Source organism: Streptococcus sp. 27098_8_99 (assembly GCF_041431935.1).
Taxonomy (GTDB): domain Bacteria; phylum Bacillota; class Bacilli; order Lactobacillales; family Streptococcaceae; genus Streptococcus; species Streptococcus parasanguinis_D.
Genome location: NZ_JAPVYQ010000002.1, coordinates 79,358 through 105,633, shown reverse-complemented (window position 1 = coordinate 105,633; position 26,276 = coordinate 79,358). Strand labels below are relative to the sequence as shown.

At 43.3% G+C, this 26,276-nt stretch carries 30 protein-coding genes; 27 read left to right on the top strand and 3 right to left on the bottom strand.

The features are described 5' to 3' along the window. Positions 1-158: 158 nt before the first annotated feature. From O3605_RS01905 to O3605_RS01825, 17 genes are all read left to right on the top strand, one after another. The gene (locus O3605_RS01905; protein WP_003006433.1) at positions 159-359 is read left to right on the top strand and encodes a F0F1 ATP synthase subunit C; all 201 of its coding nucleotides are present in this window, start codon (positions 159-161) and stop codon (positions 357-359) included. 33 nt (positions 360-392) lie between these two features. Next, a complete protein-coding gene (gene atpB, locus O3605_RS01900) occupies positions 393-1,106 on the top strand; it encodes a F0F1 ATP synthase subunit A (RefSeq protein WP_024055550.1) in 714 nt (237 codons plus the stop codon). Positions 1,107-1,125: 19 nt separating this feature from the next. After that, positions 1,126-1,620: a F0F1 ATP synthase subunit B gene (gene atpF, locus O3605_RS01895; RefSeq protein ID WP_004219970.1), complete on the top strand. Its 495-nt coding sequence runs from the start codon at positions 1,126-1,128 to the stop codon at positions 1,618-1,620. Next, positions 1,620-2,156, top strand: coding sequence for a F0F1 ATP synthase subunit delta (locus tag O3605_RS01890; protein ID WP_371585149.1), 537 nt, complete (start codon positions 1,620-1,622; stop codon positions 2,154-2,156). Before atpF ends, O3605_RS01890 begins: the two co-directional genes overlap by 1 nt. A 15-nt stretch (positions 2,157-2,171) precedes the next feature. Then, positions 2,172-3,677, top strand: a complete 1,506-nt coding sequence (gene atpA, locus O3605_RS01885; RefSeq protein WP_049496722.1) for a F0F1 ATP synthase subunit alpha — start codon at positions 2,172-2,174, stop codon at positions 3,675-3,677. A gap of 15 nt (positions 3,678-3,692) precedes the next feature. Continuing rightward, the gene (locus tag O3605_RS01880; RefSeq protein WP_013903320.1) at positions 3,693-4,574 is read left to right on the top strand and encodes a F0F1 ATP synthase subunit gamma; all 882 of its coding nucleotides are present in this window, start codon (positions 3,693-3,695) and stop codon (positions 4,572-4,574) included. A gap of 85 nt (positions 4,575-4,659) precedes the next feature. Continuing rightward, positions 4,660-6,066 carry a F0F1 ATP synthase subunit beta gene (gene atpD, locus O3605_RS01875; RefSeq protein ID WP_003006453.1) on the top strand — a complete coding sequence of 469 codons (1,407 nt, stop codon included), beginning with the start codon at positions 4,660-4,662 and terminating at the stop codon, positions 6,064-6,066. Between the two features lie 13 nt (positions 6,067-6,079). Then, the gene (locus O3605_RS01870) at positions 6,080-6,499 is read left to right on the top strand and encodes a F0F1 ATP synthase subunit epsilon (RefSeq protein WP_049496717.1); all 420 of its coding nucleotides are present in this window, start codon (positions 6,080-6,082) and stop codon (positions 6,497-6,499) included. Between the two features lie 98 nt (positions 6,500-6,597). Next, the gene (locus tag O3605_RS01865; RefSeq protein ID WP_013903322.1) at positions 6,598-6,828 is read left to right on the top strand and encodes a DUF1146 family protein; all 231 of its coding nucleotides are present in this window, start codon (positions 6,598-6,600) and stop codon (positions 6,826-6,828) included. A gap of 66 nt (positions 6,829-6,894) precedes the next feature. Further along, complete coding sequence (murA, locus tag O3605_RS01860; RefSeq protein ID WP_014713091.1) at positions 6,895-8,178, top strand: UDP-N-acetylglucosamine 1-carboxyvinyltransferase; 1,284 nt, start codon at positions 6,895-6,897, stop codon at positions 8,176-8,178. Next, the gene (locus O3605_RS01855; protein ID WP_049486327.1) at positions 8,168-8,356 is read left to right on the top strand and encodes a DNA-directed RNA polymerase subunit beta; all 189 of its coding nucleotides are present in this window, start codon (positions 8,168-8,170) and stop codon (positions 8,354-8,356) included. The genes murA and O3605_RS01855 overlap by 11 nt, the downstream gene beginning before the upstream one ends. Before the next feature lie 82 nt (positions 8,357-8,438). Next, on the top strand, positions 8,439-9,278 hold the full coding sequence (locus tag O3605_RS01850; RefSeq protein WP_049496714.1) for a DNA/RNA non-specific endonuclease: 840 nt from the start codon (positions 8,439-8,441) through the stop codon (positions 9,276-9,278). A gap of 81 nt (positions 9,279-9,359) precedes the next feature. After that, positions 9,360-10,079 carry a M57 family metalloprotease gene (locus O3605_RS01845; RefSeq protein WP_371585148.1) on the top strand — a complete coding sequence of 240 codons (720 nt, stop codon included), beginning with the start codon at positions 9,360-9,362 and terminating at the stop codon, positions 10,077-10,079. Between the two features lie 107 nt (positions 10,080-10,186). Then, positions 10,187-12,094, top strand: coding sequence for an ABC-F family ATP-binding cassette domain-containing protein (locus tag O3605_RS01840; RefSeq protein WP_070505775.1), 1,908 nt, complete (start codon positions 10,187-10,189; stop codon positions 12,092-12,094). Further along, positions 12,095-12,967, top strand: a complete 873-nt coding sequence (locus O3605_RS01835; RefSeq protein WP_049496702.1) for an XRE/MutR family transcriptional regulator — start codon at positions 12,095-12,097, stop codon at positions 12,965-12,967. It begins immediately after the preceding gene. Positions 12,968-12,992: 25 nt separating this feature from the next. Then, positions 12,993-14,171, top strand: coding sequence for an MFS transporter (locus O3605_RS01830; RefSeq protein WP_070505772.1), 1,179 nt, complete (start codon positions 12,993-12,995; stop codon positions 14,169-14,171). Between the two features lie 109 nt (positions 14,172-14,280). Beyond that, positions 14,281-15,468: an MFS transporter gene (locus tag O3605_RS01825; protein ID WP_155198995.1), complete on the top strand. Its 1,188-nt coding sequence runs from the start codon at positions 14,281-14,283 to the stop codon at positions 15,466-15,468. Between the two features lie 23 nt (positions 15,469-15,491). Here O3605_RS01825 and O3605_RS01820 read toward each other — a convergent pair whose 3' ends face one another. From O3605_RS01820 to murT, 3 genes are read right to left on the bottom strand one after another with little or no spacing between them, the layout of a single operon-like run. Continuing rightward, on the bottom strand, positions 15,492-15,776 hold the full coding sequence (locus O3605_RS01820; protein ID WP_371585147.1) for a LapA family protein: 285 nt from the start codon (positions 15,774-15,776) through the stop codon (positions 15,492-15,494). 10 nt (positions 15,777-15,786) lie between these two features. Then, on the bottom strand, positions 15,787-16,575 hold the full coding sequence (gene gatD, locus O3605_RS01815) for a lipid II isoglutaminyl synthase subunit GatD (RefSeq protein WP_371585146.1): 789 nt from the start codon (positions 16,573-16,575) through the stop codon (positions 15,787-15,789). Next, positions 16,575-17,918, bottom strand: a complete 1,344-nt coding sequence (murT, locus tag O3605_RS01810; RefSeq protein ID WP_003006494.1) for a lipid II isoglutaminyl synthase subunit MurT — start codon at positions 17,916-17,918, stop codon at positions 16,575-16,577. The genes gatD and murT overlap by 1 nt, the downstream gene beginning before the upstream one ends. Positions 17,919-18,021: 103 nt before the next feature. Between murT and cdaA the strand changes: the two genes are divergently transcribed. The 10 genes from cdaA (at position 18,022) to whiA (ending at position 26,163) form a co-directional block, all read left to right on the top strand. After that, complete coding sequence (gene cdaA, locus O3605_RS01805) at positions 18,022-18,870, top strand: diadenylate cyclase CdaA (RefSeq protein WP_003006497.1); 849 nt, start codon at positions 18,022-18,024, stop codon at positions 18,868-18,870. Then, positions 18,867-19,616, top strand: coding sequence for a CdaR family protein (locus O3605_RS01800; protein WP_003006499.1), 750 nt, complete (start codon positions 18,867-18,869; stop codon positions 19,614-19,616). The genes cdaA and O3605_RS01800 overlap by 4 nt, the downstream gene beginning before the upstream one ends. Before the next feature lie 21 nt (positions 19,617-19,637). Continuing rightward, the gene (gene glmM, locus O3605_RS01795) at positions 19,638-20,987 is read left to right on the top strand and encodes a phosphoglucosamine mutase (protein WP_003006502.1); all 1,350 of its coding nucleotides are present in this window, start codon (positions 19,638-19,640) and stop codon (positions 20,985-20,987) included. Positions 20,988-21,210: 223 nt separating this feature from the next. Continuing rightward, positions 21,211-21,342 carry a DUF4044 domain-containing protein gene (locus O3605_RS01790; RefSeq protein ID WP_003011566.1) on the top strand — a complete coding sequence of 44 codons (132 nt, stop codon included), beginning with the start codon at positions 21,211-21,213 and terminating at the stop codon, positions 21,340-21,342. A gap of 33 nt (positions 21,343-21,375) precedes the next feature. Then, on the top strand, positions 21,376-22,689 hold the full coding sequence (gene obgE, locus O3605_RS01785) for a GTPase ObgE (protein WP_023917726.1): 1,314 nt from the start codon (positions 21,376-21,378) through the stop codon (positions 22,687-22,689). Between the two features lie 51 nt (positions 22,690-22,740). Next, complete coding sequence (locus tag O3605_RS01780) at positions 22,741-22,905, top strand: hypothetical protein (protein ID WP_003006512.1); 165 nt, start codon at positions 22,741-22,743, stop codon at positions 22,903-22,905. A gap of 18 nt (positions 22,906-22,923) precedes the next feature. Continuing rightward, complete coding sequence (locus tag O3605_RS01775) at positions 22,924-23,307, top strand: RidA family protein (protein ID WP_003006514.1); 384 nt, start codon at positions 22,924-22,926, stop codon at positions 23,305-23,307. 77 nt (positions 23,308-23,384) lie between these two features. Next, positions 23,385-24,275, top strand: coding sequence for an RNase adapter RapZ (gene rapZ, locus O3605_RS01770; protein ID WP_009732574.1), 891 nt, complete (start codon positions 23,385-23,387; stop codon positions 24,273-24,275). Beyond that, positions 24,272-25,249 (top strand): YvcK family protein, encoded by a 978-nt coding sequence (locus tag O3605_RS01765; protein ID WP_003017791.1) that lies wholly within the window; start codon positions 24,272-24,274, stop codon positions 25,247-25,249. Before rapZ ends, O3605_RS01765 begins: the two co-directional genes overlap by 4 nt. Continuing rightward, the gene (gene whiA / locus O3605_RS01760) at positions 25,246-26,163 is read left to right on the top strand and encodes a DNA-binding protein WhiA (RefSeq protein WP_371585145.1); all 918 of its coding nucleotides are present in this window, start codon (positions 25,246-25,248) and stop codon (positions 26,161-26,163) included. The genes O3605_RS01765 and whiA overlap by 4 nt, the downstream gene beginning before the upstream one ends. Positions 26,164-26,276: the final 113 nt, after the last annotated feature.

The window sequence follows — 26,276 nt, the reverse complement described above, 5'->3', positions numbered from 1 at the left end:
TCTAAAAATTAAAAGAAATCAATCGTAGATAGGAAAAATTATCATATTAAAAAAATAACGTAATTTCACTAAAACGCTTACTTTTATAGGAAATATTTGACTATTATATCTTTTAGGAGTAAACTAAGGAGGTAAAATTTATAAAAGGAGAATTCATCATGAATTTAACATTTTTAGGTCTTTGTTTAGCCTGTTTTGGTGTATCACTGGCAGAAGGTTTGATGATGAGTAGCTTATTGAAATCTGCGTCTCGTCAACCAGAAATTATCGGTCAATTGCGTAGCCTCTTGATTCTTGGTGTTGCCTTTGTCGAAGGTACTTTCTTCGTAACCTTGGTTATGGCCTTTATTATCAAATAGACGCTTCTATTTTAGAAAAGGAGGTGTCAAACCTTGGAAGAAAGTATCAATCCAACGATTACTCTTGGACCTGTATCTTTTAATTTGACCCTACTTGCTATGACCCTGATTTCTGTTTTCGCCGTTTTTGGCTTCATTTATTGGGCCAGTCGAAAAATGTCGATCCGACCAAAAGGCAAACAAAATGTGCTGGAATACGCATATGACTTTGTCGTAGGCTTTACCAAAGGAAATATTGGGGAACATTATATAAAGGACTATTCCTTGTTCTTGTTTGTTCTTTTCCTCTTTCTTTTAGTAGCCAATAACATTGGATTGATGGCTAAAATCGAAACGACCAATGGTTACAATTTGTGGACATCACCAACCGCTAACCTGGGTTATGACTTTGCCTTTTCATTTTTGATCACCTTAATCGCCCATGTAGAAGGAATTCGCAGACGTGGTGTGAAGGAATATTTAAAGGCTTTTGTGACACCCGGATTTATGACCCCCATGAATATTTTGGAAGAATTAACGAACTTTGCCTCCTTGGCACTTCGGATCTTCGGAAATATCTTTGCGGGTGAGGTACTAGCAAGCTTGCTTGTGACTTTGTCGCATCAAGCTGTTTATTGGTATCCATTTGCCTTTATTGGAAGCATGGCGTGGACAGCGTTTTCGATTTTCATTTCATGTATCCAAGCCTATGTGTTTACCATGTTGTCATCAATTTATATTGGTAAGAAAATTAATGGTGAAGAGTAAGTAGAGGAGGAGTAGAAGAATGCATGTATCAATGAGTGAAATTATTGGTAACTTTATTCTCATTGCTGGTTCCTTCCTATTATTAATCTTTTTAATAAAGAAATTTGCATGGAACAATATCAATGGAATTTTAGAAGCGCGTGCCAAAAAGATTACAGATGATATTGATGGAGCAGAATCAGCTCGTCAAAAAGCTGAGGAACTAGCAAGTAAACGTGAAGAAGAGTTGGCAGGTAGCCGCAAAGAAGCTGCGTCTATTGTCGAAAATGCAAAGGAAACTGCAGAAAAGAACAAATCTCAGATCCTTTCAGAAGCCACTCAAGAAGCAGTACGTTTGAAAGAAAAAGCGCAACAAGAAATTGCGCATAACAAAGAAGAAGCATTGAACAGTATCAAAGGCGATGTGGCAGATCTCACTGTCAATCTTGCCAGCAAATTGTTGAGCCAACAGCTGGATGCTGAAGGTCAACGCCAACTGATCGATCGCTATCTTGATGAATTAGGAGAAGCCTAATGGACAAAAAGCAACTGATGGTGATTGAGAAATATACCCAGCCTTTTGTTCAATTGGTCTTTGAAAAAGGAGAACAAGACCTAGTCTTTGAAAAATTGACTCAAATCAAGGGTATTTTTGAAGAGACTGGACTTGCTAACTTCTTAGCTCATATCGGTGTAGAGGATGAAGAGAAAGCAAAAAGTCTCAGACTTTTTCAACCCTCGGATTCACAATTACTCGACCATTTGATTGAAGTGGTTATTCTCAATCATCGTGAAGCCTTATTTTATGACATTGTAACGATTTGTTTGGATCAGATTCAACTGTTGAGCAACACTTTTGTCGTCACTGTTACGACGGTTGCTGGTTTGGATCCTGTTCAAGAGCAAAAGCTAGTACCCATTATCGAAAGAAAATTTGGGATTCAAGTTCGCTCGATCCAACAAAAGATCGATCCAGATTTAATTGGTGGCTTTGTCGTGACAGCCAATCATAAAACGTTGGATACCAGTCTCAAACACCAATTGCAAGTTATAAAATCTAAATTGAAATAGAAAGTGGTGTGAATTTTGGCGATTAACGCACAAGAAATCAGCGCTTTAATTAAGCAACAAATTGAAAATTTCAAGCCAAACTTTGACGTCACTGAGACAGGTGTTGTAACCTACATTGGTGACGGGATTGCCCGTGCTCATGGGCTTGAAAATGCCATGAGTGGTGAGTTGTTGATCTTTGAAAATGGCTCATACGGGATGGCCCAAAACTTAGAAACAACGGATGTCGGTATCATCATCTTGGGTGATTTCACGGATATTCGTGAAGGAGACTCTGTCCGTCGTACAGGTAAAATCATGGAAGTCCCTGCAGGGGATGCCTTGATTGGTCGGGTTGTCAACCCGCTTGGCCAACCAGTAGATGGTTTGGGCGAGATTGTGACAGATAAATTCCGTCCAGTTGAAACACCAGCTCCTGGTGTTATGCAACGGAAATCTGTCTCAGAACCCTTACAAACTGGTTTGAAAGCCATTGATGCCCTTGTTCCAATCGGACGTGGTCAACGGGAATTGATCATCGGAGACCGTCAAACAGGGAAAACTTCGATTGCCATCGATACCATCTTGAACCAAAAGGGTCAAGACATGATCTGTATCTATGTGGCGATTGGTCAAAAAGAATCAACAGTTCGTACGCAAGTAGAAACTCTTCGTAAATACGGAGCTATGGATTATACGATTGTAGTAACCGCTTCGGCTTCTCAACCGTCTCCATTGCTTTATTTGGCACCTTATGCTGGGGTTGCTATGGCAGAAGAGTTCATGTATAACGGTAAACACGTTTTGATCGTCTATGATGATTTGTCAAAACAAGCCGTAGCCTACCGTGAATTGTCCCTTCTTCTCCGTCGTCCACCAGGACGTGAAGCCTTCCCAGGGGATGTCTTCTATCTCCACAGCCGTTTGTTGGAACGTTCTGCGAAAGTTTCAGATGAATTGGGTGGGGGTTCTATTACAGCTCTTCCAATCATTGAAACCCAAGCAGGAGATATTTCTGCTTATATCGCAACCAACGTGATTTCGATCACAGACGGACAAATCTTCTTGCAAGATAGTTTGTTCAATGCTGGTATTCGTCCAGCCATTGATGCAGGTTCTTCTGTATCTCGTGTAGGGGGAGCTGCCCAAATCAAGGCTATGAAGAAAGTTGCGGGTACCCTTCGTATCGACCTCGCTTCCTACCGTGAATTGGAAGCCTTCACGAAATTTGGTAGTGACTTGGATGCTGCGACTCAAGCGAAATTGAACCGTGGTCGCCGAACAGTTGAAGTCTTGAAACAACCTGTTCATGAACCATTGACGGTTGAAAAACAAGTCGTGATCTTGTATGCCTTGACTCATGGTTTCTTAGATAGTGTTCCAGTAGACGACATTCTTCGTTTCCAAGAAGAGTTGTTTGATTACTTCGAAGCACATTATCATCAAATCTTTGAGACGATTCGTTCGACACATGATCTTCCAGCAGAAGAAGAACTGGATGCAGCCCTTACTGAATTTGTCAACCAGTCAAATTTCAAATAGAAATAGGAGTGGAAGATGGCAGTTTCATTAAATGATATTAAAAATAAAATTGCATCCACAAAAAACACCAGTCAAATCACCAATGCCATGCAGATGGTGTCTGCTGCCAAACTTGGTAAATCTGAGCAGGCAGCCAAGGATTTTCAGGTTTATGCTGCTAAGGTTCGTAAGCTCTTAACAGACTTGCTCCATGGACATGAAACAGAAAATACCAAGTCCCATCCGATGTTGGTGAGTCGCCCGGTAAAAAAGACAGCTTATATCGTGATTACATCCGATCGTGGTTTGGTTGGAGGTTACAATGCCTCCATCCTTAAAACCATGATGGAAATGAAGGCAGAATACCATCCAACTGGAGATGACTTTGAAGTGATCTGTATTGGAAGCGTCGGTGCGGATTTCTTCCGTGCCCGTGGGATTCAGCCGGTTTATGAATTGCGTGGTTTGCCTGATCAGCCTAGCTTTAAGGAAGTTCGCAAGATCATTTCGAAAACAGTCCAAATGTATCAGGAAGGCTTGTTTGATGAGTTGTACGTCTGTTACAACCACCACGTCAACAGTTTGACGAGTCAAATGCGGGTGGAACAAATGCTTCCAATTATTGATTTGGACCCAAATGAAGCGGATGAGGACTATGTATTGAATCTAGAATTGGAATCTAGTCGAGATGCCATTTTGGATCAATTGCTTCCTCAATTTGCTGAAAGCATGATCTATGGTGCCATTATTGATGCTAAAACAGCTGAAAATGCTGCTGGGATGATGGCCATGCAAACTGCAACAGACAATGCCAAGAAAGTCATTGATGAATTAACGATTCAATACAACCGTGCTCGTCAAGCAGCGATTACACAAGAAATTACCGAAATCGTTGCGGGTGCTAGCGCCCTTGAATAGTTGTCGGATACAATTTTAAATACAAAAACAGATGCTTGAAAGAGAACTTTTGAGCAGTAGAAATTACTTAGAATAGGAGAATGACATGAGTTTAGGCAAAATTTCTCAGGTCGTAGGTCCCGTCGTAGACGTTGCCTTTTCCGTTGGAGATAAACTTCCTGAGATCAATAATGCGCTTGTAGTCTATAAAAATGACCAACAAAAATCAAAAGTCGTTCTTGAAGTAGCTTTGGAACTTGGTGATGGGGTCGTACGGACCATCGCCATGGAATCAACCGATGGTTTAACCCGTGGAATGGAAGTCTTGGACACAGGTCGTCCAATCTCTGTTCCTGTCGGAAAAGAAACCTTGGGACGTGTCTTCAATGTTCTTGGAGATACCATTGACTTGGATCAACCTTTTGCTGAGGATGCTCCTCGTGACTCCATCCACAAAAAAGCTCCATCCTTTGACGAGCTCTCTACTTCAGAAGAAATTCTTGAAACAGGGATCAAGGTCATTGACCTCTTAGCCCCTTATTTGAAAGGTGGGAAGGTCGGACTCTTCGGTGGTGCCGGAGTTGGGAAGACTGTCTTGATTCAAGAATTAATCCATAATATTGCCCAAGAACACGGTGGTATTTCTGTATTTACCGGTGTTGGGGAACGGACACGTGAAGGGAATGACCTTTACTGGGAAATGAAAGAATCTGGCGTTATTGAAAAAACAGCCATGGTCTTTGGACAAATGAATGAGCCACCTGGAGCACGGATGCGTGTTGCTTTGACTGGTTTGACCATTGCGGAATACTTCCGTGATGTCGAAGGTCAGGACGTTCTCTTGTTTATCGACAATATCTTCCGTTTCACCCAAGCCGGATCTGAAGTATCAGCCCTTTTGGGACGGATGCCTTCAGCCGTTGGTTACCAACCTACTTTGGCAACTGAAATGGGGCAATTGCAAGAACGGATTACGTCAACCAAGAAAGGTTCTGTTACATCCATCCAAGCCATCTATGTGCCAGCCGATGACTATACAGACCCAGCGCCAGCAACCGCCTTTGCCCACTTGGATTCAACAACCAACTTGGAACGTAAATTGGTACAATTGGGGATCTACCCTGCGGTGGACCCATTGGCATCAAGCTCACGTGCCCTTTCTCCAGAAATCGTAGGAGAAGAACACTATGCAGTAGCATCTGAGGTCAAACGTGTCCTTCAGCGTTACCATGAATTGCAAGATATCATTGCTATCTTGGGGATGGATGAATTGTCTGACGAAGAAAAGACCTTGGTTGCTCGTGCTCGCCGGATCCAATTCTTCTTGTCACAAAACTTCAACGTTGCGGAACAATTTACCGGTCAACCTGGTTCTTATGTACCAGTTGGAGAAACTGTTCGTGGCTTTAAAGAAATTTTGGATGGGAAATATGACCATCTTCCTGAAGATGCCTTCCGTGGTGTTGGATCGATCGAAGATGTGATCGCCAAAGCTGAAAAAATGGGATTCTAAGAAGAGGTGAAAGATGAGTCAAATGAACGTCCAAATCGTTACACCGGATGGACTGGTTTATGATCATCATGCCGCATTTGTATCTGTCAAGACAATTGATGGTGAATTAGGGATTTTACCTCATCATATCAATACCATTGCGGTTTTGGCTGTAGACCAAGTAAAGGTTCGTCGGATAGACGATGACAAACATATTGATTGGATTGCAGTCAATGGGGGGATTATCGAAGTAGCAGGTAATGTCATTACCATTGTTGCCGATTCTGCCGAACGTGCTCGAGATATCGACATTAGTCGTGCAGAACGTGCCAAACTGCGAGCTGAAAAAGCGATTGAAGAAGCCAAAGATCAGCATTCGGTTGATATGGAACGTCGTGCTAAAATTGCTCTTCAACGCGCCATTAACCGGATTAATGTCGGAAATCGTTTATAACATATTAAAAAATAAGGTAGAGGTCTTGTCCTCGCCTTATTTTTGTTGAGTGAGAATCAAAAGAAGAAAGTGAGAATCAAATATGGTATAATAGCTGTATGATCCAAATGATTTTTAACTTTTCAAGCCATTTATTGTTTATCTTTTTTGCCTATTACCTATTGTTGAACCTAGTTCAATGGGAAAAGTTTTTAAAAGTAAGTACTGAAAATGCTGTTAAAATCCGTTTTTTGATCTTGATGCTCAGCATTGGAATCGGCTATCTAGCCAGCTCATTTTTTATCAGCGTGTATGAGATGAGTCGGCAGATTTTTATTGGCCAATTCTAGCCACATTTTATCAAAAATATGGTATGATAGAAGTCGTGACTTTAAGAAATTGGAGAACAATCCCGTATGGAAAAAATAATCGTTAATGGTGGAAATAATCGACTAGTTGGAACTGTCAAAATCGAAGGAGCAAAAAACGCTGTCCTTCCGCTTCTTGCTGCAACAGTCCTTGCAAGTGAGGGCGTGACAACCTTAAAAAACGTCCCTGTTTTATCAGATGTCTTCACAATGAACAATGTCGTTCGTGGTTTGAATGCACAAGTGACCTTCAATGAAGAAGAAAATACGGTTGTCGTAGATGCGCAAGAAAAATTATCAGAGGAAGCGCCTTATAAGTATGTGAGCAAGATGCGGGCCTCTATCGTTGTCTTGGGTCCTGTCTTGGCACGCAATGGCCATGCTAAAGTTTCCATGCCTGGAGGCTGTACGATCGGTAGTCGTCCAATAGACCTCCATCTCAAAGGTCTGGAAGCCATGGGGGCTGAAATTACACAAACGGCCGGCTATATTGAAGCGAAAGCAGATCGTCTCAAGGGAGCACATATCTATATGGACTTCCCATCAGTAGGGGCGACACAAAATATTATGATGGCTGCAACCTTGGCTGATGGAGTCACCGTGATTGAAAATGCTGCGCGGGAACCTGAGATTGTTGACCTAGCTCTTTTGCTCAACAAAATGGGAGCTAATGTCAAGGGGGCAGGAACTGAGACCTTAACCATCGTCGGTGTGGAGAGCTTGCACGGGGCAGACCACAATGTTGTACAAGACCGCATCGAAGCTGGAACCTTTATGATTGGGGCAGCCATGACCGGTGGAGATGTCTTGATCGAAGATGCCATTTGGGAACACAATCGTCCTCTGCTGTCTAAGATGCAGGAGATGGGCGTGACGGTAACCGAAGAAGAAAATGGCATTCGGATTCAATCGGATATCAGTAAGCTCCGTCCAGTGACCGTTAAAACTCTTCCCTACCCAGGATTCCCAACTGATATGCAGGCTCAATTTACAGCCTTGATGGCCATGGCTAAGGGTGAGTCCACCATGATTGAAACCGTCTTTGAGAATCGTTTCCAACATTTGGAAGAAATGCGTCGAATGGGCGTTCACTCAGATATTATGCGGGATACAGCTCGTATCGTAGGAGGTGAAAGCTTCCAAGGTGCAGAGGTCATGTCGACCGATTTGCGCGCGAGTGCAACGCTTGTCTTGATGGGCTTAGTGGCAGAAGGAGAAACAAAGGTCAGCAAATTAAGTCACTTAGACCGTGGTTATTATCAATTCCATGAGAAATTGGTGGCACTTGGTGCAGACGTGAAACGTGTAGAGGAAGCAGACGATGAAAACTAATCTTCGCTATGTTGGAAAACAGCTAGGAATTGTCCTCCTGTTGGCTGTGATTGGCATCATCATTTTTGCAATTGGTTTGGTCATTGGCTATGGAGTGATTGGCGATGGAAAAAATCCATGGTCCATTCTCTCTCCGGATACCTGGTCAGAAATCATTGGAAAGCTAACCGGCAAATAAGATTTAAATAACATTGAGTAAAAAGGAGAGCAGCGAATTGAGTCAGTGACCCATCTAGCGCTGCTCTTTTTTGGAGAGAGGTATGACAAAACAAACAGTAAGCAAACGAACCAAACAAACCTTAGCAGGTTTTGTGGTGGCAACAGCCCTAGCAATCGGGGGCTATTATTTTAATCAACCGACAATAAAAGAAGCGACGGATCAGGTTGTTTCCGTGGTGACCAGTAGCCAAGAGGAAACACCCAGTAAAGAGTTAGCTAGCTCTGTACTAACGAAATCTGCTCGTTCACAATTAGGAAATGACATAGAATGGAACGGAGCTGGAGCCTTTGTCGTTAAGGGCAATCGAACAGATTTGGATGCCAGTGTGGCTAGTCAACCCTATGCGGATAACAAGACAAAAGAAGTCAATGGAAAGACCGTACCGACAGTTGCCAATGCCATCATGACTAAGGCGACTCGTCAGTACAGAGATCGCGATGCAACAGGAAGTGGCCTAACCGATTGGAAACCTGCAGGTTGGCATCAGGTTCATAATCTGTCAGGCGAGTACGACCATGCTGTGGATAGAGGTCATCTATTGGGTTACGCCTTGATCGGCAATCTCAAAGGCTTTGACGCCTCTACTAGCAATCCCAAAAATATCGCCGTGCAAACGGCTTGGTCCAATCAAGCCAATGATCCTCATTCCACTGGTCAAAACTACTATGAGACCCTGGTTCGAAAAGCCCTAGATAAGAACAAGCGGGTCCGCTATCGGGTCACTTTGATCTACAATCAGCCGGAAGATCTGATTCCTTTAGGTTCTCAGATCGAAGCCAAATCGAGTGACGGGACTCTTGAGTTCAATGTCTTTGTTCCTAATGTTCAAAGTGGAATGAGCCTGGATTACCAGACAGGAAAAGTAACCATCCATCAATAAGCAAAAAAGCAGGTTTATTTAAGTTATTTTTAAGAATGGAGTGTTACAATTGCATACCTTCTTTAAGAGAAAGGAGAATGTATGAGAACTATTTTTCGGTTTTTCAGAGGAATCCTTCGCATGGCTTGGAGTCTCTTTTGGGGATTTTTCTGGACCATTGCGATCAGTTTTCTCATCCTTGTGGGGATCATCTATTTCACAGATTCTCCTAGTTCTGGTATGGATGGGGTTGGGCGAGCTGCCCAAAAGGTTGTCTATCAAGTTGGAAATTTATTTGGTAATCAGGGCTTTGCATCGCGCTTTGGGATGGCGCCTAGCTCACAGACGACGCAGACGGATAATCATGAGCATAGTGGTGCTCGCTGGGAAAAAGCAGAGGCCACGGTTTATCTAGATCCCAATATCAGTCAAACTTTTATAAAAGCCTATCAGGATGCCATTGAGGCTTGGAACCAAACAGGTACCTTTACTTTCAAGCTGGTCACAAATGAAAAAGAGGCCAATGTGGTCTTGACCGAAATGGACAACGCATCCGTTTCTGCAGCAGGAGAGACTGCCTCTCAAACTAACCTCTTAACCAATCGGTTCACCCACATCACAGTTCGCCTCAATCGCCATTATCTGTTAAATTATATCTATAACTATAGTTATGATCGGATTGTCAATACAGCTGAGCATGAGCTAGGCCATGCGATTGGGTTGGACCACACAGATGGAGAATCGGTCATGCAACCAGCTGGCTCTTTCTACAGTATTCAGGATTCAGATGTAGAAGCAGTCCGGCAATTATACAAGGAATAATGAGTTTTAAAATACTTGCTAAAAGTTCTGGGCCTCAAGGGGCTCGGGATTTTTTTGATGCTTCGTCTTCCCTTGTTTAATCCGTAAAAAGATAGTAAAATAGGGACATGATTATTTTACAAGCTAACAAAATTGAACGCTCTTTTGCAGGGGAGGTTCTTTTTGATAATATCAGCCTGCAAGTGGATGAACGGGACCGGATTGCCCTGGTCGGAAAGAACGGAGCTGGCAAGTCCACGCTCTTGAAAATCTTGGTCGGAGAAGAAGAGCCGACTTCTGGGGAAATCAATAAAAAGCGGGACCTTTCCCTCTCCTATCTAGCTCAGGATAGCCGCTTTGAGTCGTCCAATACCATCTACGATGAGATGCTTCATGTCTTTGACGATCTCCGTAAGACGGAGAAAAGTTTGCGGCAGATGGAGCTTGAGATGGGGGAAAAAACTGGGGCTGACTTGGACAAACTTATGCAGGATTATGACCGTCTATCTGAAGAATTCCGTCAAGCTGGTGGCTTCACCTATGAGGCAGATATCCGTGCTATTCTAAACGGCTTCAAGTTTGATGAGTCCATGTGGCAGATGAAGATTGAAGAGTTATCTGGTGGGCAAAATACCCGTCTAGCCCTGGCCAAGATGCTCTTGGAAAAGCCAAATCTCTTGGTACTGGACGAGCCGACCAACCACTTGGATATTGAGACCATTGCCTGGTTGGAAAACTATCTGGTCAATTATAGTGGGGCCCTTCTCATTGTCAGTCACGACCGCTATTTCCTAGATAAGGTCGCAACCATTACTTTGGACTTGACCAAGCATTCTTTAGATCGCTATGTCGGCAATTACTCCAGTTTTGTGGAGCAAAAAGAACAAAAATTGCTGACCGAAGCCAAGAACTACGAGAAGCAACAAAAAGAAATTGCAGCGCTCGAAGACTTTGTTAATCGCAATTTGGTGCGGGCCTCAACCACCAAGCGGGCCCAGTCTCGTCGCAAGCAGTTGGAAAAAATGGAGCGCCTAGACAAGCCCGAAGCTGGGACCAAGTCTGCCCATATGACCTTCCATTCTGATAAGATCTCTGGCAATGTCGTTTTGACAGTAGAAGAGGCGGCCGTTGGCTATGATGATCAAATCCTGTCCGAGCCGATCAATCTGGATATCCGTAAGATGAATGCGGTCGCTATTGTCGGACCAAATGGGATCGGGAAATCTACTCTTATCAAGTCTATTGTCGGGCAGATTCCTTTCATCAAGGGGGAAGCCCGTTTTGGGGCCAATGTCGAGGTGGGCTACTATGACCAGACCCAAAGTAAACTAACCCCTCACAATAGTGTCTTGGATGAGCTCTGGAATGACTTTAAACTGACACCAGAAGTAGAAATTCGCAATCGACTAGGAGCCTTCCTTTTCTCAGGGGACGATGTCAAGAAAACCGTCGGCATGCTGTCGGGAGGAGAGCGGGCGCGCCTACTCTTGGCCAAGCTGTCCATGGAAAACAACAATTTCTTGATTCTCGATGAACCGACCAACCACTTGGACATCGATAGCAAGGAAGTACTGGAAAATGCCTTGATTGATTTTGATGGGACCCTGCTCTTTGTCAGCCACGACCGCTACTTTATCAATCGGGTAGCGACCCAAGTCTTAGAACTCTCAGAAGAGGGCTCGACCCTTTATCTGGGAGACTATGATTATTATTTGGAGAAAAAAGCAGAGTTAGAGGCCCTTGCTGCAGCGCAAGCAGAAGCTGAGCCCGCTTCTTCAACGGAAGAAGTCACTAGCAATGACTATCACTTGCAAAAACAAAATCAAAAGGAACTCCGTAAAATCACCCGTCGCATTGAGCAATTGGAAGCAGAGATGGAAGAGCTAGATCAGAAAATCCAAGACATCACCGAAACCATGCATAGCACCAATGATGCAGCCGACTTAGTTCAACTCCAGAGTGACCTGGACCAACTGACTGTCCAGCAGGAAGCGGTCATGGAAGAGTGGGCAGAACTGTCAGAGCAGGTGGAATAGATGGAAGATTTAGGCAAAGTTTTTCGTGAATTTCGAATCAGTAAAAATTATTCGTTAAAAGAAGCTGCAGGAGAAGCCTGCTCGACCTCCCAGTTATCCCGCTTTGAATTGGGGGAGTCGGATCTGGCTACGTCGCGCTTCTTTGAAATTTTGGACAATATCCATGTGACGATTGAGAATTTTATGGATAAGGCTAGGAATTTTCAACACCATGAGCATGTCGCCTTGATGGCTCAGATTATTCCGCTTTACTATGCAAATGATATTGCTGGTTTTCAAAGGCTTCAAGGAGAACAACTGGAAAAGGCTACAAGTTCGACCAATCCCCTCTATTTTGAATTGAACTGGATTTTGTTACAAGGGCTGATTTGCCAGAGAGATGCCAGCTACACGATGAAGCAACGTGATCTGGAAAAGGTGGCGGATTATCTCTTTCAAACGGAAGAATGGACCATGTATGAGTTGATCCTTTTTGGCAATCTTTATAGCTTTTATGATGTGGATTATGTCACTCGGCTTGGTAGAGAAGTGATGGAGCGGGAAGATTTCTACAAGGAAATTGGTCGCCATCGAAAACTGGTCTTGATTCTAGCTCTGAATTGTTACCAGCATTGTTTAGAACACCGTTCTTTTGAAAGTGCTAGTTATTTTGAAGCCTCTGTGGAAAAGATTATCGGCAAGAGCATCAAACTCTACGAGCGCAATGTCTTTCATTACCTCAAGGGATTTGCCCTCTATCAGAAGGGGCTAGAGAAAGAAGGGAATCAGCAAATGCAAGAGGCTATGCATATTTTTGATGTGCTAGGTCTCCCAGAGCAGGTAGCTTACTATCAAGAACACTTTGATAAATTTGTAATAGATGAATGTTCCTAAATAGGAGAGAGATAAAGGAGATTTTATGAACCGACATGCGGTCCAATTAATTAGTCGTGGAGCGATTACCAAAATTGGAAATATGCTCTATGATTATGGGAATAGTGTCTGGCTGGCCTCAATGGGAACTATAGGAAAGACGGTATTAGGAATCTATCAGATTTCTGAGTTAGTGACAGGGATCCTCGTGAATCCTTTTGGAGGGGTGATTTCAGACCGTTTTTCTCGTCGCAAGATTTTGATGACGACCGACTTGGTGTGTGGTCTCCTGTGTTTGGCGATTTCTTTTATCAGAAATGATCGTTGGATGATTGGGGCTCTGATTGTTACCAATATTGTTCAGGCCATTGCCTTTGGTTTTTCTCGACCTGCCAATAAAGCCATTATTACAGAAGTTGTAGAGAAAGAAGAGATTGTAACCTATAATGCGCACTTGGAGCTGGTCTTACAAGTTGTTAGTGTCAGTTCTCCCGTGTTTTCTTTCCTAGTTCTACAATTTGCCAGTCTCTATGCGACCCTCTTACTAGATGCCCTGACCTTTTTCATTGCCTTTGTCCTAGTGGCATTCCTTCCGAAAGAAGCAGCAAAGGTTCAAGAAAAGAAACAGTTTACGGGGAAAGATATTTTTTCTGATATCAAGGAGGGGTTAGACTATATCTGGCATCAGAAAGAGATTTTCTTTCTCTTGTTGGTGGCTTCCGGCGTTAATTTCTTTTTTGCGGCTTTTGAGTTTTTACTTCCATTTTCCAATCGACTCTACGGGGGCAAGGGGGCTTATGCGACCATCTTAACATTGGGAGCTATTGGATCTATTCTAGGAGCACTTGTTGCCAATAAAATTACATCAAGTATGAAAATTCTCCTGTTTTTACTTATCATGGCAGGTGTAGGAGTGTTCATAATGGGCTTGCCTCTTCCGACTTATCTTTCCTTTTCGGGAAATCTGGTCTGTGAATTTTTTGTGACCATTTTCGACATCCACGTTTTTACTCAAGTGCAAACCAAGGTGGAAGATGATTATCTAGGTAGAGCCTTGAGTACGATTTATACTTTGGCTGTTCTCTTTATGCCCATCGCCAAAGGTTTGATGACTTGGTTGCCAAGTGTCCGAGTAGAATCCTTTCTCCTGATTGGAGCTGGAGTTATTCTCTTTTCACTCTTGGCTCAGCTACTAGCTAAGCAGCTTCAATCAAAAGAACAGTAGATATCCTTTTATAAATTGTAACTTATTGTTTTTCCCAAATAAGGGACAAAATAAAAACCTCTTTCATGAACTGATACAATAGTTTCAGAAAATGAAGGAGGTTTTTTTGATGAATCGATATGCAGTCCAATTAATTGCTCGTGGGGCGATCAATAGAATGGGAAATATGCTCTATGATTATGGGAACAGTGTCTGGCTGGCCTCGATGGGGACGGTGGGAAAGACGGTATTGGGGATCTATCAGATTTCTGAACTCGTCACCTCCATTCTAGTCAATCCATTTGGTGGCGTGATCTCAGACCGTTTTTCTCGTCGCAAGATTTTGATGACGACCGACCTGGTGTGTGGTCTCCTTTGTTTGGCGATTTCTTTTATCAGGAACGATCGTTGGATGATTGGAGCTTTGATCTTTGCTAATATTGTTCAGGCCATTGCCTTTGCATTTTCTCGTACGGCTAACAAAGCCATTATCACTGAGGTCGTAGAGAAGGACGAGATTGTGACCTATAATGCCCGCTTGGAGTTGGTCTTACAGGTTGTCGGTGTTAGCTCACCTGTGTTCTCTTTCCTTGTTTTACAATTTGCCAGTCTCCATGCGACCCTCTTACTGGATGCACTGACCTTTTTCATCGCCTTTGTCCTAGTGGCATTCCTTCCGAAAGAAGAAGCCAAAGTTCAAGAAAAGAAACGGTTCACAGGAAAAGATATTTTTTCGGACATCAAGGATGGACTGCACTATATCTGGCATCAGAAAGAAATTTTCTTTCTCCTCTTGGTGGCTTCCAGTGTCAATTTCTTCTTTGCAGCTTTTGAGTTTTTACTCCCATTTTCCAATCGGCTCTACGGGGTCAAGGGCGCTTATGCGACCATCTTAACCTTGGGGGCTATTGGCTCCATCATCGGAGCCTTGATTGCTAATAAATTTAAATCAAGCATGGAAATGCTTCTCTTCTTATTGATTTTAACAGGAGTAGGAGTATTCATGATGGGCTTGCCTCTTCCTCCTCTTCTATCCTTTTCTGGAAATTTAGTCTGTGAACTCTTTATGACGATTTTTAATATCCACTTTTTTACCCAAGTGCAAACAAAGGTGGAAAGAGACTATCTGGGCAGGGTATTAAGCACTATTTTTACCCTAGCCATTCTCTTTATGCCCATCGCTAAAGGCTTGATGACTTGGTTACCAAGTGTCCGAGTAGAATCGTTTCTCCTGATTGGAGCTGGAGTCATTCTCTTTTCACTCCTAGCTCAAGTAGTCGCCAAACAACTGCAAGCAAAAGAAAGTAAATCAGCATAAAAAAAGCACCGATCGGTGCTTTTTTAGTTGTTATCTTTTTCTTCTATTTTTACTTCTTTCTTTTCTTCCTCCAGTTGTTTTTGAGTGCTCTTGAGTTCTTTTTTTAGGGAGAAGCCCTTTGAAAAATTAACCAAGGTCATGACAAATGCACCCAAGAGGACACAGAGCAAGATCAGAATGATCAAGGGCAATTTAAATTGGACCAAGAGGAAATTCACAGTGACTGATTGCATGTTTGCAAGGGAAATACCAGCAATCAATAAAATTAAAAGTAATAAAGCAATGTAGTGTAGATTATTTTTGTTCATCATTATCTCCTTATTGTTCAGTCGGTGCCTTGCTTTTCACATCAGCGTATTCTTCCGGCTGCTCTAGGCTTAGAATCTCCTCATAAGCCGGTAGGGAAAGGTCCGTGCCATATTTATTTTTTAAGGCAGTGCTCACTAGGCGATAGGCCAAATTGGCATTTCGGGACAAGATAGGACCGTGGAAGTAGCTCCCAAAGACGTTCTTGTAATGAACCCCTTCGCCCCCATCTTCTTTGTTGTTCCCATTTCCATAGACAACCTTGCCCAGCGGTTTTTCATCCTCTGCCAAGAAGGTCCGACCTTGGTGGTTTTCAAAACCATAGTAGGTTTCATTGAACTCTTCGTTATGGATTTTGATGTCGCCAATGTAGCGATTGTTTTCTTGGTTGAGGGTATAATGCCCCATAATACCAAGGCCCTCAATGCGTTTGCCAGAAGCTTCAATGTAGTACTGGCCTAGAAGCTGAAAGCCACCACAGATAGCAAGGACCACACCATCTTCATCAATAAAGCGTGCAAGATCTTCTTTTTTATCTGGAAGATCTTCTGATACAATGGTCTGTTCGTAGTCTTGGCCTCCACCGAAAAAGGCGATATCATAGGCATCAGGGTCAAATCGGTCTTTGAGAGAGACGATATCAACAGTGACATGGGCTCCAAGCTTTTCCGCAACGTACTTGAGCATGAGGATATTTCCATTGTCCCCATAGGTATTCATTAAATTGCCGTAGAGATGAGCAATGCGCAGGCTGTAGGGATACTGTGCTTGATCAGAAGATTCTAGGGAAGTATATATCATTAGTGCATCTCCTTTTCAATCAGGTGTTCTTGGGCCAAGAGTTCACGAAATTCTAGCATGGCTGTATAGGTAGCTAAAATGTAAGCGTGAGGGGTTTCCTGTTGCTGGATACGTTGGAAGACCTCTTTTAATTCAGCCATTTCAGTGATCTTTTCTGCAGGATAGCTAGTGACCCGAAGTCGTCGAGCAATCTCAGAGTGGCGCACTCCGCCAGCATTGATCTCTGGGATGTCCATCTGGGTGATTTGCTCAAAGTCGGCATCCCAAATCCAGCTGGTGTCGATCCCATCTGCATAATTCGCGTTGAGAAGCACAGACAAGCTGAAGGAATACGGCGCTAGTTTGATCATTTCAATAGCCTGAGTAGCTCCAACTGGATTTTTGATCAGGACTAGGGTACATTCCTTATCCCCAATCTTAAAGGTTTCCTGACGACCGAAGACAGCGCGGCTGCGATCAAATCCTTGCTTAATCACTTCAGGTTGAACCCCAAAGAATCCAGCAACGGAAACAGCTGCTAAGGCATTATAGATGTTGTAGAGACCACCGATATTGATGTGGTAGTCTTGGCCTTGGATCCGGAATTGGGAAGAGCGATGGGTTAAAGACAGTAAGTCGGACACGGCATAAGTCAGAGGAGGCCGGTGGAACCCACAGTGTTCACAAACATAGTCACCAAGGTTAGCATAGGTATTGAGCTTGTACTTGAGAATGTTGTGGCAATGCGGGCACAGGATTCCTTCGGTATTGTAATGGGCTAGTTGTGGCTCTGATTTTTCTGTATCAAATCCGTAATATTGGATCGGATTGGATAAGGTCTGACTATTAAAGAGCGGACTATCTCCATTTAACAGAACCGTCGCAGTTGGGACCTTGTGAATGGCATCCAAAATCATTTGGTAGGTTGTATAGATCTCTCCATAGCGGTCCATCTGATCCCGGAAAATATTGGTGACCACAAAAAGGCTGGGCTGGATATAATCACAAATCCGAGAGAGGCTGGCCTCGTCAATTTCAAGTACCGCGATCGGTCGATTTGATTTCGAATGCTTAGCTCGTAAGAAGGTCGTTGTAATCCCAGAGATCATATTGGCCCCACTTGGATTGGTTAAAATCGGTCCAAACGCTTCTTGGAGAATACCTACGGTTAGTGCAGTGGTCAGGGTTTTTCCGTTTGTCCCTGTAATCACAACAATCTCATAGTTTTTGGCCAGTTGTCTGAGAATATCTTTATCAAATTTGAGGGCTACTTTACCTGGTAGGGTTGATCCCCGCCCCATTTTTTGTAGAATAGAGCCGGCAAGCTTTCCTGCCAGAAGGCCCAAGGTTGTATTTATCTTCATAAATCATATTTTATCATAAAAAGCGTCAGAAGGTTACAGAAAAATCTGTTGAAACATGTTATAATAAGGTGATGTCTTTTAGAGAAGTGGTAGGTATGAGAATATGAATATTCAACAGTTTACAAATCCACAATTTTGGACCAGTTTGTTCCCGAATTGGTGGAGTATTGTTATCAATATCATCGATATTGCCCTGGTGGCTTGGTTGTTGTATTTTTTGATCAAGGCCATCGTAGGGACTAAGATCATGATTTTGGTTCGTGGAGTTATTATCTTTTTCTTGGTGCAGTTTTTAGCCAATTTCTTAGGGCTCACGACTATTTCATGGCTGATCAATCAAGTGATTACTTATGGGGTTATCGCCCTGGTTGTGATTTTCTCCCCTGAGATTCGGATTGGTTTAGAGCGTCTGGGTCGAGCAACAGAATTCTTTACGACGAGTGAAGTCAGTCAGGAAGAGAAGATGCTGCAGGCTTATGTTAAGGCAGTAGCTTATATGAGCCCACGTAAGATTGGTGCCTTGGTAGCCATTCAAGGAGCTAGAACTCTTCAGGAATATATTTCCACAGGGATTCCTCTAGATGCAGATATTTCAGGAGAATTGCTGATTAATATCTTCATTCCTAATACTCCTTTGCATGATGGAGCCGTCATTGTCCGCAATGATAAAATCGCTGTTTCTTGTGCCTACCTGCCCTTGACCGAAAATACTGGAATTTCAAAAGAGTTCGGAACGCGTCACCGCGCGGCTATTGGTTTATCTGAAGTCTCTGATGCCTTTACCTTTGTGGTATCAGAAGAAACGGGCGGGATCTCTGTGACCTATAATGGAACCTTCCGACATGATTTATCCTTAGAAGAGTTCGAGGCAGAATTGAGAGCCTTCCTGGTTCCTGAAGAGAATAAAACGACTAGTTGGAAAGAGCGTCTATTTGGGAGGGTAACAAAATGAGATCGAAAAAAGAATTTCTTTATGTTTTTGCCTCCGTCTTATTGTCCTTTATCTTGTTTATCAATGCATCTTCCTTTAATTTTCAAAATAATAGCAGCGCTAGGCAAGTGAGTTCAGAGACCTACACCAATACCTTGACCAATATTCCAATTGATGCCAAGTATAATGACAAGAAATATTTTGTCAGTGGATTGACATCTGAGGTAACAGTCTTTCTAAAGGGTTCAAACCGGGTCGCACTTGCAAGTGAGATGCAACCGGGAACTAGGAAGTTTCGCGTGGTAGCGGATCTTCGTAAGGTCAAGGAAGGTACCGTTGAAGTGCCGTTGATTGTGGAAGATCTTCCAGCTGGTTTGACAGCAACCGTAGAGCCTCAGAAAGTTTCTGTAAAAATCGGTAAGAAAGCGAAAAAATCGTTTGCAGTTAGAGCCACGATCCCGGATAATCAAATTGTGGATGGAATTACGGTAACGGATATTTCTCTTGAAAAAACTAAGGTGGAAGTGACGAGTGATCAAGAAACCTTAAGTCGTATTGATCATGTCCAAGCTGTCTTCCCATCCAGTGAGATCATCAGTGGAAATTATAGCGGAGCCATTTCCTTAAATGCAGTGGATGCTCAAGGAAATATTCTACCAGGCTTGGTTAATCCGAGTGAAACACGGATTCAAGTGACTACAAAGAGTAGCTCGTCTACGTCAAGCTCTAGCAGTTCGTCGTCGACCTCTTCCAGTTCAAGTAATTAGAAAGTAAAAAGGTAATCAAAAATGGGTAAATATTTTGGAACGGACGGTGTCCGTGGAGAAGCAAATGTAGAATTAACGCCAGAATTAGCCTTTAAGTTGGGTCGTTTCGGTGGTTATGTGTTGAGCCAACATGAAGAAGAAACACCTTTGGTATTTGTTGGACGTGATACGCGTATTTCTGGTGAAATGCTGGAGCATGCTTTGATCGCTGGCCTCTTATCAGTTGGGATTCGCGTTTATAAGTTGGGTGTGATTGCCACGCCAGGTGTTGCCTATCTGGTTCGTACGGAAAAAGCCAGCGCCGGCGTTATGATTTCTGCTAGCCACAATCCAGCCTTGGACAATGGAATCAAATTCTTTGGTGGTGATGGTTTCAAATTGGATGATGATCGCGAGCTTGAAATTGAAGCCTTGCTTGATGCCGCTGAAGATACCCTTCCACGTCCAAGTGCGCAAGGTTTAGGAACAGTCATGGAATATCCGGAAGGCTTGCGTAAGTATCAAGAATTCCTTGTATCGACAGGTGTCCAACTCGAGGGCATGCACGTGGTTTTGGATACAGCAAATGGTGCAGCCTCTACCAGTGCTCGTCAAATCTTTGCAGATTTAGGAGCTCAATTGACTGTCATCGGTGAAAACCCAGATGGTTTGAACATCAATGATGGGGTTGGCTCTACTCACCCAGAGCACTTGCAAGAGAAAGTGAAAGAAGTAGGCGCAGCGATTGGTCTTGCCTTTGACGGAGATAGTGATCGCTTGATTGCAGTGGATGAAAATGGAGAAATCGTAGACGGGGATAAGATCATGTACATCATCGGTTCGTATTTTTCAAGCAAGGGCTTGCTCGAAAAAAATACGATCGTTACAACCGTCATGTCCAATCTCGGTTTCCACAAGGCATTAGATGCGAAGGGGATTCAAAAAGAAATCACAGCTGTTGGAGACCGTTATGTGGTCGAAGAAATGCGCAAATCTGGGTATAACCTTGGTGGGGAACAGTCCGGTCATGTAGTCATCATGGATTACAACACGACTGGTGATGGTCAATTAACAGGCGTTCAATTAACCAAAATCATGCAAGAAACCGGCAAAAAATTGTCTGAATTAGCTGCAGAAGTAACCATTTACCCACAAAAGCTTGTCAATATCCGGGTTGAAAATAGCATGAAAGACAAGGCGATGGAAGTGCCTGCTATTCGTGAAATCATTGAAAAAATGGAAGCGGAAATGGCAGGAAATGGTCGTATCCTTGTGCGTCCAAGTGGAACCGAACCCCTCCTTCGTGTCATGGCAGAAGCACCAACCCATGAAGAAGTGGACTACTATGTGGATACCATTGCTGCAGTTGTCCAAGCAGAAATCGGACTTTAAAAATGAATGTGTCTAGGTGTGAGCTTTGTGTATTCAAAAGTCAGGGACCATTCTTATCGATCCTGCTTATGAGCGTTCGTATCTTTCGCTCAGAAAAAAACACTCCTAAAGATAAAAAGAGATCAGACTTCTGTCTGGTCTTTTTGTGTAGGCGCGATTTGAAAAATCCCCTATTTCGTGGTAAAATAGGGCTAATGAATTTATAGTAATCGAGGTATTAGAAGTGGCTTTTGGAGATAACGGAAAACGTAAAAAAACACCATTTGAAATGATCACGATGGTTGTCATTGTGATTATGTTGATTGTAACGGTTGGTGCAATCTTTGCAACCGCAATTGGTGCTCTTTCTTATTAAGACGCACACAGAAATAAAGGAAATCATCTATTTATGAGTATGTTTTTAGATACAGCCAAGATTAAGGTCAAGGCTGGAAATGGCGGCGATGGCATGGTGGCCTTTCGCCGTGAAAAATATGTCCCTAATGGCGGACCTTGGGGTGGTGATGGAGGTCGTGGAGGAAACGTCATCTTCGTAGTAGACGAAGGTTTGCGCACTCTGATGGACTTCCGTTATAACCGTCATTTCAAAGCCCAAAATGGGGAAAAAGGAATGACAAAAGGGATGCACGGACGGGGAGCAGAAGATCTCTATGTACGAGTCCCTCAAGGAACGACCGTCCGAGATGCTGAGACTGGCAAGGTCATTACAGACCTAGTTGAAAATGGACAAGAGTACATTGTCGCACACGGTGGCCGTGGAGGACGTGGAAATATTCGTTTTGCTACTCCAAAGAATCCAGCTCCAGAAATTTCTGAGAATGGGGAACCTGGTCAGGAACGCGAACTCGAATTAGAACTCAAGGTCTTGGCAGACGTTGGTTTGGTTGGCTTCCCTTCTGTTGGGAAATCTACCCTTCTTAGTGTCATCACTTCAGCCAAACCAAAGATTGGAGCTTATCATTTCACTACTATCGTTCCAAATTTGGGCATGGTTCGGACGCCATCAGGTGAATCCTTTGCAGTCGCAGACCTTCCTGGATTGATCGAAGGAGCTAGCCAAGGTGTTGGACTAGGAACCCAGTTCCTTCGTCACATCGAGCGCACCCGTGTTATCTTGCATGTTATTGATATGTCGGCGAGCGAAGGACGCGACCCTTATGAAGACTATGTTCAAATTAATAAAGAGCTTGAAACCTATAATCTTCGTTTGATGGAGCGGCCTCAGATTATTGTGGCAAATAAGATGGATATGCCAGAGAGCCAAGAAAACTTGAAAGAGTTCAAGAAGAAATTGGCAGCCAATTACGATGAGTTTGATGAACTGCCACAGATCTTCCCGATCTCTAGTTTGGCGCATCAAGGTTTGGACAACTTGTTAGAAGCAACGGCAGAATTGTTAGACAAAACGCCAGAATTCCTCTTGTATTCAGAAGACGAAATGGCCCAAGAAGAAGTCTACTATGGCTTTGATGAAGACCAGCCAGCCTTTGACATCAGTCGGGATGACGATGCCGCTTGGGTCTTGTCTGGTGAAAAACTTGAAAAACTCTTTAATATGACGAATTTCGATCGTGATGAAGCGGTCATGAAATTTGCTCGTCAATTGCGTGGCATGGGTGTTGATGAAGCTCTCCGTGCGCGTGGGGCAAAAGATGGCGATATCGTCCGGATCGGTAAATTTGAATTTGAGTTTGTAGATTAGGATAGATCCCCAGCGGATCAAGGATTCCAAATAAGAAGTGAGGCTTTTTCAGTGGGAGATAAACCAATATCTTTTCGAGATGAAAATGGAAATTTTGTTTCAGCAGCCGATGTTTGGAATGCTGAAAAACTAGAAGAACTCTTTAATACGCTAAATCCTAAGCGCAAATTGCGCTTACAAAGGGAAAAATTAGCAAAAGAAAACCAGCAGAAGTAAATAGACTTGGAGAATACTATGGCAAAAACAATTCATACAGATAAAGCACCCGCAGCAATTGGACCTTATGTTCAAGGGAAAATCGTAGGGAATCTTCTCTTCGCAAGCGGACAAGTTCCCTTGTCACCTGAAACAGGCGAAATCATTGGCGAAACCATCCAAGAACAAACAGAGCAAGTCTTAAAGAACATTGGGGCTATTTTGGAAGAGGCTGGGACAGACTTTGACCACGTGGTGAAAACCACTTGTTTCTTAAGTGATATGAATGACTTTGTACCTTTTAATGAGGTTTATAAAACAGTCTTTACCACAGAGTTTCCAGCTCGGTCTGCTGTTGAAGTAGCACGCCTGCCACGTGATGTGAAGGTTGAAATTGAAGTTATTGCGGAAATCAAAGCCTAATAACCATTCAAAGACTAAAAGACAGAGTGGAGAGCAGGAAACTGTAGGCCACTCTGTTTTATTTATGGGAGGAGAAAATGACAGAAAGTAAGATTCAACTGGTCATGGTAACAGGGATGAGCGGTGCGGGAAAGACCGTCGCCATCCAATCGTTTGAGGATTTGGGTTACTTTACCATCGATAATATGCCACCGGCGCTCTTGCTGAAATTTATTGAGCTAATGCGCCATAGCCCAGATAACAATAAATTAGCCGTTGTTGTGGACATGCGGAGCCGTTCTTTTTTCAATGAAATTCGCACCATTTTGGATGAATTGGACAACCAAGAAGACCTGGATTTCAAGGTCTTGTTCTTGGATGCTACGGACAGTGAGTTGGTAGCGCGATACAAGGAAACTCGTCGTAGTCACCCACTAGCGGCAGATGGCCGTGTCTTAGATGGGATTACCCTAGAGCGCGAACTCTTATCACCATTAAAAAATATCAGTCAAAATGTGGTGGATACGACTGAGTTGACGCCTCGTAATCTGAGAAAAACGATCGCAGAACAATTTGCCAGTCAAGACAATCAACCAGATTTTCGGGTTGAGGTCATGTCATTTGGTTTTAAATATGGCCTTCCGATCGATGCTGACCTTGTCTTTGACGTGCGTTTCCTTCCAAACCCCTACTATAAATTGGAACTTCGGAATTTAACCGGTCAAGATCCAGCTGTCTATGATTATGTCATGGATCACCCTGAATCAGAGGACTTTTATCGTCACCTCCATGACTTGATCGTTCCTATTTTACCGTCTTATAAACGAGAAGGTAAATCCGTTCTCACCATCGCTATGGGCTGTACCGGTGGGCAACACCGTTCAGTAGCCTTTGCAGAGCGCTTAGCGCATGATTTAGAAAAAAATTGGCAGGTCAATTGCAGTCATAGAGACAAGGACAGACGGAAAGAAACGGTGAATCGCTCATGAGAAAACCTAAAGTAACCGTTATTGGAGGAGGAACAGGGATTTCTGTTATTCTCGATAGTCTGAGAAAGAAACCGGTCGATATCACTGCCATTGTTACAGTTGCAGATGATGGCGGGAGTTCAGGTGAATTGCGGAAGAACATCCAAAAATTGACACCACCTGGGGATCTTCGAAATGTGCTGGTTGCCATGTCAGATATGCCTCGTTTTTATGAGAAGGTCTTTCAATACCGCTTTGCAGACGATGATGGACCTTTGGCCGGACACCCTTTGGGAAATTTGATCATTGCAGGGATTTCGGAGATGCAAGGCTCGACCTATAATGCCATGCAGTTGTTAACCAAATTCTTTCATACAACCGGCAAGATCTATCCTTCCAGTGATAGTCCCTTGACCCTTCATGCCGTTTTTCAAGATGGAAAAGAAGTGGTAGGAGAAAGCCACATTGCTAACTACACCGGCATGATTGATCATGTTTATGTGACCAATACCTTTGATCAAGAGCGCCCAAAAGCTAGTAAGAAAGTGGTGGAAGCTATTCTTGAAAGTGATATGGTCGTCTTAGGTCCTGGTTCGCTCTTTACCTCGATCCTTCCTAATTTGATGATCGATGAGATTGGGAAAGCCATCCTTGAAACCAAGGCTCAGGTAGCCTATGTTTGTAACATCATGACCCAAAGAGGAGAAACCGAGCATTTCACAGATAGTGACCACGTTGCCGTTCTCCATAAACATTTGGGAGAGAAGTTCATCGATACCGTCCTTGTCAATATCAATCAGGTTCCCGCAGCTTACATGAACAGTAACAAATTTGATGAATACTTGGTGCAGGTAGAGCACGATTTTAAGGGGTTGCACTCGCAAGTTCCTCAAGTGATTTCTTCCGATTTCTTGAAGTTGGTCAATGGAGGAGCTTTTCATGATGGCGAAAAAGTGGTCGAAGAGTTGATGCAGATCGTGCAGGTGAGAAAATGAGTTTTACGGTTCAGGTAAAAGAAGAATTATTGTCTCTCAAGCGATTTGAAAAGAGTGAATTGGCTGCCATTATCAAGATGTCTGGAAGTCTTGGGATTTCAATGGGGGGCTTGACGCTCTCGGTGACGACAGAAAATGCCAAGATTGCCCGCCATATCTATGAATTGTTGCATCATTTCTATGAGGCAAAATCGGATATCCGCCACCATCAAAAAACCAATTTGAAAAAAAATCGTGTCTATACAGTATTCTTGGATGAAAAGGTGGAAGAGATTCTAGCTGACTTGCATTTGGCAGATGCCTTCTTTGGGATTGAGACAGGCATTGATGCCAGTGTTTTAGAAGATGAAGCAGCTAGTCGTGCTTATCTTCGAGGAGCTTTTCTGTCGAGTGGTTCCATCAAGGATCCTGAAAAAGGGAAGTACCAGCTGGAAATTCATTCTGTTTATACAGACCACGCGGAAGGAATTGCCCTTCTCATGCAAGGATTTTTACTAGATGCGAAAACCATCGAGCGGAAAAAAGGAGTGGTGACCTATCTGCAACGAGCGGAAGATATTATTGATTTTCTCATTGTGGTAGAGGCCATGCAAGCTATGCAGGAATTTGAATCTATCAAGGTCATGAGAGAGACGCGCAATGACCTCAATCGGGCCAATAATGCCGAGATGGCCAACATTCAGCGGACAGTCACAGCTAGCATGAAAACCATTAATAATATTAGTAAAATTGTGGATACGGTCGGTCTAGGAAGCTTACCAAGTGACCTGCAAGAAGTTGCCTATATCCGGATGAACCATCCAGATTATTCCATCCAGCAGATCGCTGATAGTTTGCAAAAACCTATTTCAAAAAGCGGTGTCAATCACCGCTTGCGTAAGATCAATAAGATCTCAGACGATTTAGACAAATAAAAAAGGCCAAAGGCCTTTCATAATGAGGATAAAGTCTTTTTAAAAACTTTCCTTAGGTGAGTACGGACGTCAGCGAACTTCATAGAAGTTCCATGACTTAGTTTTGAGCCTAA

Bases quoted from the DNA above. Each gene is read 5' to 3' on its own strand.
- O3605_RS01905 (WP_003006433.1), top strand. From the start codon at position 159: ATGAATTTAACATTTTTAGGTCTTTGTTTAGCCTGTTTTGGTGTATCA.
- atpF (WP_004219970.1), top strand. From the start codon at position 1,126: ATGCATGTATCAATGAGTGAAATTATTGGTAACTTTATTCTCATTGCT.
- O3605_RS01890 (WP_371585149.1), top strand. From the start codon at position 1,620: ATGGACAAAAAGCAACTGATGGTGATTGAGAAATATACCCAGCCTTTT.
- O3605_RS01880 (WP_013903320.1), top strand. From the start codon at position 3,693: ATGGCAGTTTCATTAAATGATATTAAAAATAAAATTGCATCCACAAAA.
- atpD (WP_003006453.1), top strand. From the start codon at position 4,660: ATGAGTTTAGGCAAAATTTCTCAGGTCGTAGGTCCCGTCGTAGACGTT.
- O3605_RS01870 (WP_049496717.1), top strand. From the start codon at position 6,080: ATGAGTCAAATGAACGTCCAAATCGTTACACCGGATGGACTGGTTTAT.
- O3605_RS01865 (WP_013903322.1), top strand. From the start codon at position 6,598: ATGATCCAAATGATTTTTAACTTTTCAAGCCATTTATTGTTTATCTTT.
- murA (WP_014713091.1), top strand. From the start codon at position 6,895: ATGGAAAAAATAATCGTTAATGGTGGAAATAATCGACTAGTTGGAACT.
- O3605_RS01855 (WP_049486327.1), top strand. From the start codon at position 8,168: ATGAAAACTAATCTTCGCTATGTTGGAAAACAGCTAGGAATTGTCCTC.
- O3605_RS01850 (WP_049496714.1), top strand. From the start codon at position 8,439: ATGACAAAACAAACAGTAAGCAAACGAACCAAACAAACCTTAGCAGGT.
- O3605_RS01845 (WP_371585148.1), top strand. From the start codon at position 9,360: ATGAGAACTATTTTTCGGTTTTTCAGAGGAATCCTTCGCATGGCTTGG.
- O3605_RS01840 (WP_070505775.1), top strand. From the start codon at position 10,187: ATGATTATTTTACAAGCTAACAAAATTGAACGCTCTTTTGCAGGGGAG.
- O3605_RS01835 (WP_049496702.1), top strand. From the start codon at position 12,095: ATGGAAGATTTAGGCAAAGTTTTTCGTGAATTTCGAATCAGTAAAAAT.
- O3605_RS01830 (WP_070505772.1), top strand. From the start codon at position 12,993: ATGAACCGACATGCGGTCCAATTAATTAGTCGTGGAGCGATTACCAAA.
- O3605_RS01825 (WP_155198995.1), top strand. From the start codon at position 14,281: ATGAATCGATATGCAGTCCAATTAATTGCTCGTGGGGCGATCAATAGA.
- O3605_RS01820 (WP_371585147.1), bottom strand. From the start codon at position 15,776: ATGAACAAAAATAATCTACACTACATTGCTTTATTACTTTTAATTTTA.
- gatD (WP_371585146.1), bottom strand. From the start codon at position 16,575: ATGATATATACTTCCCTAGAATCTTCTGATCAAGCACAGTATCCCTAC.
- murT (WP_003006494.1), bottom strand. From the start codon at position 17,918: ATGAAGATAAATACAACCTTGGGCCTTCTGGCAGGAAAGCTTGCCGGC.
- cdaA (WP_003006497.1), top strand. From the start codon at position 18,022: ATGAATATTCAACAGTTTACAAATCCACAATTTTGGACCAGTTTGTTC.
- O3605_RS01800 (WP_003006499.1), top strand. From the start codon at position 18,867: ATGAGATCGAAAAAAGAATTTCTTTATGTTTTTGCCTCCGTCTTATTG.
- glmM (WP_003006502.1), top strand. From the start codon at position 19,638: ATGGGTAAATATTTTGGAACGGACGGTGTCCGTGGAGAAGCAAATGTA.
- obgE (WP_023917726.1), top strand. From the start codon at position 21,376: ATGAGTATGTTTTTAGATACAGCCAAGATTAAGGTCAAGGCTGGAAAT.
- O3605_RS01775 (WP_003006514.1), top strand. From the start codon at position 22,924: ATGGCAAAAACAATTCATACAGATAAAGCACCCGCAGCAATTGGACCT.
- rapZ (WP_009732574.1), top strand. From the start codon at position 23,385: ATGACAGAAAGTAAGATTCAACTGGTCATGGTAACAGGGATGAGCGGT.
- O3605_RS01765 (WP_003017791.1), top strand. From the start codon at position 24,272: ATGAGAAAACCTAAAGTAACCGTTATTGGAGGAGGAACAGGGATTTCT.
- whiA (WP_371585145.1), top strand. From the start codon at position 25,246: ATGAGTTTTACGGTTCAGGTAAAAGAAGAATTATTGTCTCTCAAGCGA.